Raw genomic sequence first — 8,653 nt, forward strand, 5'->3', positions numbered from 1 at the left:
ATGGGTATGACACGATCCGAGCTATACGGCAGATCGATCGATTAGCAGCACTGCCGATTGTGGCGCTGACAGCTAAGGCAATGCAAGGCGATCGCGAAAAGTGCCTTGAAGTCGGAGCTTCCGATTACATTTCTAAACCAATTGACACAGAGCAACTATTTTCACTGCTAAGAGTGTGGCTACAGAGCTAAATGACAACTTTAACTTCTAGTTTTAGAGAGAATTTTTTGACCTAGAGATAGATGCATTCACAATTGCTTGCTCTATCGTTAGATAGAGAAGGAGGGTGTATCTGACTGAGATGTGTGGCAAAATTAACTTTTTTGCTAGCTACTTGTAACTCTGTTAGTTTTTACTCTTGCTATTCTCGACCGTGTTATGAAGTCCGAACCTAAAATCAACGTCTTATTAGTAGACGATTATCCCGAAAATCTTGTAGCGCTGGAGGCAACGCTTAACAGTTTAGGACAGAACTTGGTTAAAGCTTATTCTGGCAAACAAGCTTTGAAATGTTTGCTAGAGCAAGACTTTGCTGTCATCTTACTAGACGTACAGATGCCAGAAATGGATGGATTTGAAACAGCAAGTCTAATTCGACAAAGAGAGCGATCGCGTCATACACCGATTATTTTTCTCACGGCAATTAGCGATAGCGACGATTTGAAGTCAAAAGGATACGCTCTAGGTGCTGTCGATTATTTACTCAAACCTATCGATCCGATTATATTAACATCTAAAGTTGCAGTATTTGTCGAGTTATTTAAAAAGAATTTAGAGGTGCAACGTCAAGCAGCTCAATTAGTTGCCAAGAATTTAGAAATATTTCAAGCTCAAGCCGCTCGGCAGCAAGCAGAAGCAGCTAACTTAATGAAAGATGAATTTTTGGCAGTTGTTTCTCACGAATTGCGATCGCCCTTGAACTCAATTTTGGGCTGGTCGCAACTCATGCAGATGCGGAAGTTTGATGAAGCTAAATTGTGTCAAGCACTCAAGATCATCGAACGGAATGCCAAATCTCAAGCGCAACTGATCGATGACATTCTCGATATGTCTAGGTTGATGCGTGGGAAAGTTCAGCTATCCATTCAACCTGTAAACGCGATCGCCACGATTGAATTGTTATTAGAATCAATTCGTCCCCAGTTGGAAGAGAAATCGCTACAACTACGCACGCATCTCGATCCGGCAGCACAAACAATCGCCGCCGATCCAGCCCGACTGCGACAAATCATTTGGAATTTACTCTCTAATGCAATTAAATTCACTCCTGAAAAAGGACAGATCGAGGTGCGGCTGAGTCAAGAAGGTAGGAAGGGAACAGGAAGCAGGGAGCAGGGAACAGGAAGCAGAGGAGCAGAGAAGCAGAGGAAGACTTTAATTCCAAATTCAGAATTCGGAACTCGGAATTCGGAATTCTCCCCAAACTATGCTCAAATCCAAATTATCGATACAGGAATTGGCATTCGTCCCGAATTTCTGCCGCAAATTTTCGATCGCTTTCGTCAAGCAGATAGTTCTATTACTCGCGCTTTTGGCGGACTGGGGTTAGGACTGGCGATCGTACGACAACTGGTGATTCTACATGGTGGCACGATTGAAGCTCACAGCGAGGGAGAAGGCAAGGGAACAACGTTTACAGTACGGCTACCACTAACAAATAGTCCTTCTACAGCGACTTCCCCCTCTACAGGGACTCCCAATCTCATTAACTTGACTGCAAATGATGAATCAAAGTTAAATTCATTACTGGATGGGGTAAATGCGCTAGTTGTCGAGGATAACAACGATAGCCGTGACTTCATCAAATTCGCACTCGAACAAGCAGGTGCAACCGTCACGACAGTTTCTTCAGCAGCAGATGCAGTCGCTTATTTAGAACGCGATCGCCCCGATATCTTAATTAGCGATATTGCCATGCCAGAAACCGACGGCTATCAATTCATTCAGCAGCTCCGAGCCACCGAGCAACCAGGAGATAAGCACATTCCCGCGATCGCCCTGACTGCTCACGCTAAGCCAGAAGACCGTTCGCGATCGCTAGCAGCAGGATTTCAACAGCACATTACTAAACCAGTAGAATCTACCGCTCTCATTACAGCCGTAGCGGAGTTAATCAAGCAGCAGTCAGTTGTCAGTTCTCAGTGAAAAGTTATCAGTTATTGCACTAAGTGCATACATAACTGCCGAAAATCGTCGCCGCGTTGCTCGAAATTTTGATAGCGATCGAAACTGGCACAGGCAGGAGAAAGCAATACAACCCGTGCCTGGTATTGTGGGGCTAATTCTGCGGCTCTAGACACGGCACGCGCCATCGTTTCCACAATCTCGTAATTGTTGTAACCCACTTGAGATAAACGTAAGGCAAAAGCTGGCGCAGCATCTCCAATGAGTAAAACGGCGGCGGCTTGAGCTTGAATTGTTTGCAGCCATGCCAAGTCGTCACCAATTTTCGCTTCACCACCAGCAATCAGAATTGCAGGGCGATTGACAGAAGATAACCCAACTTGAGCTGCATCGTAGTTGGTTGCCTTGCTATCGTTGATAAAATCAATTCCTTGCCAAGTGCAAATGTGTTCTAAGCGGTGGGGAACGCCTGGAAATGTAGCGATTGCAGTGGCGATCGCCTCTTTGTCAATTCCTGCTAACCGCGCCACCGCTACCGCCATCAGCAAATTTTGCAAGTTGTGTGCGCCTACCATTCGCAACGCCGACACCTGCACGATCTGCTCTTGTCCAGAGATGACCCAACCGTCTTCAACATAAGTACCTAAATCGGGATTGCAGTTGAGGAAAGCTTTACCTCTTACACTCGTCCAGTAAGCATCCTGCCAATCGTTCGCCTTTTCCTGACTCAAGAAAGCATCATCGCCATTAATCACTTGCAATTGGGATTGATGCACTAGGTGCGCTTTAATGTCGTAATACCGCTCTAAAGTCTTATGGCGGCTGAGGTGATCGGGTGTAAACGTTGTCCAAACACCAATACGCGGCGCAACCGAGGGAGCAGATTCGATTTGATAGCTGCTGATTTCGGCAATTATCCAATCTAATGAGTGAGTAGTGAATGAGTGGCTAGTGGCTAGTGGCTGATGGCTAGAGTTGCTTCCTCTGCCCCTCTGCCCCTCTGCCCCTCTGCTCTCTGCTCCCTGCTCCCTGCTCCCTGCTCCCTGGCTCCTAAATTCCAAGGCTACATCACAGACGGCATAGCCGATATTCCCACAGGCGGGGGCGTTGAGTCCGGCGGTTTGAAAAATTGCTGCAACTAAAGCTGTCGTTGTGGTTTTACCGTTAGTACCAGTGATTCCTACCCAGGGAACAGCGTTGAGATAGCGCCAAGCCAGTTCCATTTCACCAATCGTCTCGATCCCTAATTCTCTGGCACGAATTAAGATATCTGCGTCCCAAGGTACGCCAGGACTAACAACAATTAACTGGGGTGAAGCCGTACCTTCTAAATTTGAAGCTAAATTTGGGGTATGACCCAAACAGACTGTAATCCCCTCTGCTGCGAGTTGTTGCTGCTGCTGGCGTAAAGATGTAGAGTCAGAGCGATCGCTCAATATCACTTGCCAACCCTCTCGTTTCAACAGTCGGGCAGCAGCAACACCAGATTTTCCGAGTCCGATTACACAAGCATTGGACATACGCTATTTAGCAAAATCCCTGGACTAAGCACTCTATATAGTAAGGGGCTAGTGGGAAATTTGCCAATGCAAGGTAGGTAAGGGAAGGACAAGGGAGACAAGGGGGACAAGGAAGACAAGGAAGACAAGGAGGCAATTCTAGTCACCCTGCTCCCTGCTCGTGCGCTCCCTGCTCCCTAATCAATTAGCTAAACAGAGAAAACAATAAACTAAACATATTCATGCGAGAACGACGCGATCGCCGTCCGCCGCCACCACCACCGAATAGAGATAGTAGAGGCATAATAAACGTAGTTTGAGACATCTTATAACCAGTCCGGCGAGTTGTGGAAGAGCCGTCGTTGAAGTTTGAAGTTGCCTCGGCGGAAGTATCAATATCAGTTTGTTGGAAAAATATAGGACCAAATAGATCTTGTAAACCCGCTCCCCCTGCGACTGTTTCTTGTTCCCGATCGGATAATTCAACAAATAGTGCTGTATCTTTAATTTCTGTCATCTGAGACATCGCAAATTCCTCCCCATTTCCTCATTAAGGTAAGAAAAATTTCAAATATTCCCCTGGTGCTTGACGCAACTCTGATAGGGGTCCTTGGACGACCAATTTACCCTTATTCATTAACACCACCCACTCTGCGCGATCGACCACGGCAGGACGGTGAGTAATTAAAATTGTGGTTTTGCCTTTACGGGCAGCAAACAGCCGTTCCAAGACTTCAAATTCGCCGATCGGATCGAGTCCAGATGTCGCTTCATCCAAGATCAGCACGGGTGGGTTGTTCACAATAGCGCGGGCGATCGCCAACCTCTGCCGCTGTCCTCCAGACAAGTTCGCCCCAAATTCTCCTAACACTGTCTGATATTTATTTGGTAGTTGGCTAATAAAGCCATCTGCATCTGCAATTTGACAAGCTTTCACAATTTGTTCAAACTCAAGGTGAGGATTACCTAAACGGAAATTGTCTAAAATTGACCGACTCCAAAAGTGGGGTTCTTGAGGGACTAAAACGACTTGCTGACGCAAACAGTCAAGCGATAAATCCTGCAAGTTATACAAGCCGATCCGAATATTTCCCGACTGCGGCTCATACAAACCCGAAATGAGTTTCGATAAAGTACTTTTACCACAACCCGACTGCCCGATTAAGGCAACAATTTTTCCCCCAGGAAGTGTGACTGAAAAATCTTCTAATAAATCTATCCGTCCCGCATGATGAAAACAAATATGCGCACACTCAATATCGGCATCGGGTAAAATTTTGGCAAATGGTTTATAAGTATCTCCTACAGATTCTGGAGTCGCATCAATCACTTCTAGTAGGCGACTGACCGCAGTTTGAGTCCGAAAATATTCATCGGTTAGTCCAATTAAAGAACTAATTAAGCCGATGACATTTCCCTGCATACTATTGAATGCTAGCATTTGACCGATGCTGAGTTCGTTTTTAATGACTAATACGCTACCATAACCTAATAGAGCAATGCCCCCAATACTACTGATTAATTGAGTAAAAGTACTATTAAGAATACCGAGTTTAATCGTACTAAATGTTAAATTCGCCATTCGTCCAAAACGGCTCTGAAATTCATCCCAAAACTGAGGTGCGGCTGTTGTGGTTTTCATCACCATCGCACCTTTAAATGTTTCTACTAATACACCCTGATTCTCGGCTGATAATATTAAAAGATTGCGTGTTTTTTGCTGTAGCGTCGGCAAAAATGGTACAGTAGAAAAAGCCATTACCATCCCTACTAATAAGACGGTAAGTGTTAGCTTCCAACTATAAAATACCATAAATGCGAAAGAAATTATCGCAATAAAAATCTGACTGGGTAGGTGAGCAACAATTTGCGAAACTAACTGGTTAATTTCACTAATATCTCGCAGACGACTAGTAATTTCTCCACTACGACGGGATTCAAAATAACTTAAGGGTAAGTGCAAGAGTTTGCGACCGAATTCTAACACCAATCCCAATTGCAACCGCTGACCGAAATGAGAGATCATGGTTGATTGCAACAGTCCCATCGTGCTGCTAAAAATGTTGGTCACGATCACAGCAGCTACTACCACTGTGAGTAACTGCATATCTCCCCGAACTAGAACATCATCTGTAAGAATTTGAATTAAAATTGGGCTAGATAAAGAAAGTAAACCTAAAACAATATTGATCCCTAGTGCTTCTAGCAACAGCAGGCGATAGGGCCAAATTCTTCGGAAGAAGCGCGAAAAGCCGCCAGAAGCTTCTTCTTCTCCCATACTATGGAAGCGGTCTGGATCGGGAACCAGCAACAGCATGATTCCACTCCAAGCTTCCAACAACTCACGCCGAGTCAGGTAACGAATGCCTACTGCGGGGTCAGCGACAACAAATTTATTACCCTGCCGTCCAAACAAGACAATCCAGTGGTAGCCTTGCCAGTGAATGATGGCTGGGAGAGGAACTTCATGGATTTTGTCTAAAATCTCATTCGAGGCTTTGACCGATCGCGCGTTTAATCCTAAAGCTTCAGCACCGCGTTTCAACCCTAACATCGTCGTTCCCAGTTGTCCGGTTCCGACTGCTTCCCGACTGCGGTTGATGCTCAAAACTTTGCCGTAATGCTTGCAAATCGTTGCCAAACAAGCCGCGCCGCAATCTTCCTCACTTGCTTGTAAAATTGCTTGATATTTTTTCCTAAACAGGCTAACCATGATAGATGCCGACAATAATCAGTTATCAGGGAGTCGGGAGTCGGGAGTCGGGAGTCGGAAAATTTACCACGCACCACTCACCACGCACCACTCACCACTATTTTTAGATACCCGAAAGAATTCTTGCTTTACGTAAAACGAATTGTAATGGTGTCTCTGATTTGGAAATAATATCTACTGTCCCTTCCATGCCAGGTTGTAATCGACACAGGCGATCGCCAGTACCGACAAACCACGTATTCGGCTGAATTGTCACCTCGTATGCGCCTGCTGGAGTCGGGGACTCGCTGGCTGCACCGCTAGCAGTAGGTACGACATCGGGAGCCACGGTTTTGACTACACCCTTAAGCGTGCCGTAGTCGGGGTAGGGACAGGCGGAAACGCGCATCTGAACTTGCTGACCTGGCTTGATTTTGCTAATCTCTGCACCTGGGACGTAAGTTTTGATGTCTAAACGCGAGTTGGTGCGGGAAATTTGGGCGATCGCTTGTCCCGTGCTAACTACCTGTCCTGGGTTGCGCAACTCTAGTTTTAACACTGTACCATCGGTGGGAGAGAGAATCATGGTCTTGCTCAGTTCTACTCCCATTTGTTGGACTTCTTTGGTGTCGCGGGCAACTTGATTTTGTAGTTCGATTTGGTTACTAACTAAGTTTTTACGTTCTTTGTGTAATGCGGCTACAGTTGCCATACCCCTTGCTTCTTCTTGGGCGATGCGTTCGTTGGCGATCGAGACTGTAGCATTACTAGGGTTGAGATTGGCTTTGGCTTGATTGACTTTTGCCTGCGCCGCTTTATAAGCTTGTTCTTTTTCTTTAACTTGTAATATGGGAATTGCGCCTGTATCGGCTAGTTGTCGGTAGCGCTGCATCTCCTCTCGCGCTAGATCTAATGAGGCTTGAGCGACTTGCACTTCTGCTACTGCTGTCTGTTGTTTGGCAAGGTAATCTCTTTGCTGGAGTTGCAATTCTGCTTGAGCGGAAGCAACTGAACGAGTTGATAAATTTGATTCTGCCGCAATTTGACTATCGATGGAACTCAACTGAGATGAAATTTGTCTCAGTTGAGAGCGACTTTGTTGAATGCTGTCAAGTAATTGGTTTCTTCTAGTTAAAATTTGTGAATTGTCAACGTAAGCGATCGCATCACCTTTTTTCACCAATTGGTTTTCTTTGACGGTAATGTTTCTGACAACGCCATCGGATGCCGATTGGACGATTTGGACTTCGCCGCGAATCGATGCAGGTGCTTTGACTGTCACGTTGTAGTTGAGCGTAGCAGCCAAGGATACCGCTGCACTGAAGGCAACTACCAGAACTCCGCCGCCAATTGTGACTGTAGGACTAATTGAGGGTAGAAACTCTTCGCTTTCAACTATTCGTAGAGATTCTGGATTGACTTCGCTAACCATGACTGTGAACCTTTAAACTACATCATTTGTCTGAGACGTTGAGCGCAAAAGTTAGGTAACTGCGATCGCTACTAAGAAAACTTCTAGTTAACGCTTTTGTTATGAATCTTTTCTAGAAGATATAAAATCTTGACATTGGTTTGAAGAAGAGGGGATGATGAAATGGGTCTTTTTTACCATTGTTCGGTTCTGTTTGGCGGCTTGTTTCATGTTCCGTAGATTCATGAGTTTCCTTATTGATTTCGGTATAGTTAGCGCCGCCAGATACAGACTCTTGTTGCTCTGTGGTTAATTCTAAAAACAATTCTGGTAATAGATTTTTCGGAAAAGACATAGTTGATTTTCTCCAATTGTTACAATCTCGTTCATTTCGTCATAATAAAAAAAACTTCCAGAGACTTCATACCTTGGGTTGTTCTCATTTATGCACTGAGCTAGGCAAACCAAGCGCAATGAAAACGGTAGTGGAAGCTCTGGAGTTGTTTAGCGGATAGTCTGTACTACTGATTCATCTATCCATCACCGTAATCTTTCTCAGCGATTACTTGGCAGTAAAGTACTTGAAGGCATCAGTTTCAAACTTGTGGTTGGCATTCAAGTAGTCTTGCTCAACGTAGCTACCTTGACGAGTTGAAGCAATTCCGACTTTGAGATGCTGTACTGATTGCGTTTCTTTCAAGCTGGTTCCCAAAGCATCATAGATAGAATTGTCACCGTAGCCGTCCCAAGAATAACCACCAGCTACGAGTTGTTGTTGCTCGTCAGATAGTTCGACAAATAATTCGGTGTTTTCGTTAATCATTGTGAGTAATCTCCTGAAGTTATTTGAGTGACTTAATTTGTTGTACGTTTGTGATGCGAGAATTATGCACTGAAGTTCAATTACTTAGCTGTGAAATACTTGAA

8 protein-coding genes are annotated in these 8,653 nt (G+C 45.0%); 2 read left to right on the forward strand and 6 right to left on the reverse strand.

What is annotated here, in order from left to right:
- Both ACRC32_RS13355 and ACRC32_RS13360 read left to right on the forward strand, forming a co-directional pair.
- On the forward strand, window positions 1-191 hold a 191-nt coding region (locus ACRC32_RS13355), incomplete at its 5' end, for a response regulator (protein WP_438554431.1).
- A 187-nt stretch (window positions 192-378) separates the two neighbouring features.
- Window positions 379-2,145 carry a response regulator gene (locus ACRC32_RS13360; RefSeq protein WP_438554432.1) on the forward strand — a complete coding sequence of 589 codons (1,767 nt, stop codon included), beginning with the start codon at window positions 379-381 and terminating at the stop codon, window positions 2,143-2,145.
- Between the two features lie 11 nt (window positions 2,146-2,156).
- On the opposite strand, the gene murD is transcribed toward ACRC32_RS13360, so the two are convergent.
- The 6 genes from murD to ACRC32_RS13390 all read right to left on the reverse strand — a co-directional run bounded on the left by murD (window position 2,157) and on the right by ACRC32_RS13390 (window position 8,549).
- Window positions 2,157-3,644 (reverse strand): UDP-N-acetylmuramoyl-L-alanine--D-glutamate ligase, encoded by a 1,488-nt coding sequence (murD, locus tag ACRC32_RS13365; protein ID WP_438554433.1) that lies wholly within the window; start codon window positions 3,642-3,644, stop codon window positions 2,157-2,159.
- 184 nt (window positions 3,645-3,828) lie between these two features.
- Window positions 3,829-4,149, reverse strand: a complete 321-nt coding sequence (locus ACRC32_RS13370) for a CTB family bacteriocin (protein ID WP_438554434.1) — start codon at window positions 4,147-4,149, stop codon at window positions 3,829-3,831.
- A gap of 24 nt (window positions 4,150-4,173) precedes the next feature.
- A complete protein-coding gene (locus ACRC32_RS13375; RefSeq protein ID WP_438554435.1) occupies window positions 4,174-6,336 on the reverse strand; it encodes a peptidase domain-containing ABC transporter in 2,163 nt (720 codons plus the stop codon).
- Window positions 6,337-6,439: 103 nt separating this feature from the next.
- Window positions 6,440-7,747, reverse strand: a complete 1,308-nt coding sequence (locus ACRC32_RS13380; RefSeq protein ID WP_438554436.1) for an HlyD family secretion protein — start codon at window positions 7,745-7,747, stop codon at window positions 6,440-6,442.
- A gap of 112 nt (window positions 7,748-7,859) precedes the next feature.
- Window positions 7,860-8,081: a hypothetical protein gene (locus ACRC32_RS13385; protein ID WP_438554437.1), complete on the reverse strand. Its 222-nt coding sequence runs from the start codon at window positions 8,079-8,081 to the stop codon at window positions 7,860-7,862.
- A gap of 207 nt (window positions 8,082-8,288) precedes the next feature.
- A complete protein-coding gene (locus ACRC32_RS13390) occupies window positions 8,289-8,549 on the reverse strand; it encodes a CTB family bacteriocin (RefSeq protein ID WP_438554438.1) in 261 nt (86 codons plus the stop codon).
- Window positions 8,550-8,653 lie beyond the last annotated feature (104 nt).

The organism is Chroococcidiopsis sp. (assembly GCF_051657925.1).
In the GTDB taxonomy this organism is placed as follows: Bacteria; Cyanobacteriota; Cyanobacteriia; order Cyanobacteriales; family Chroococcidiopsidaceae; genus Chroococcidiopsis.

What these genes read in the sequence shown, in the direction of transcription:
- ACRC32_RS13360 (WP_438554432.1), top strand. Translation starts at nt 379, where the DNA reads ATGAAGTCCGAACCTAAAATCAACGTCTTATTAGTAGACGATTATCCC.
- murD (WP_438554433.1), bottom strand. Translation starts at nt 3,644, where the DNA reads ATGTCCAATGCTTGTGTAATCGGACTCGGAAAATCTGGTGTTGCTGCT.
- ACRC32_RS13370 (WP_438554434.1), bottom strand. Translation starts at nt 4,149, where the DNA reads ATGTCTCAGATGACAGAAATTAAAGATACAGCACTATTTGTTGAATTA.
- ACRC32_RS13375 (WP_438554435.1), bottom strand. Translation starts at nt 6,336, where the DNA reads ATGGTTAGCCTGTTTAGGAAAAAATATCAAGCAATTTTACAAGCAAGT.
- ACRC32_RS13380 (WP_438554436.1), bottom strand. Translation starts at nt 7,747, where the DNA reads ATGGTTAGCGAAGTCAATCCAGAATCTCTACGAATAGTTGAAAGCGAA.
- ACRC32_RS13385 (WP_438554437.1), bottom strand. Translation starts at nt 8,081, where the DNA reads ATGTCTTTTCCGAAAAATCTATTACCAGAATTGTTTTTAGAATTAACC.
- ACRC32_RS13390 (WP_438554438.1), bottom strand. Translation starts at nt 8,549, where the DNA reads ATGATTAACGAAAACACCGAATTATTTGTCGAACTATCTGACGAGCAA.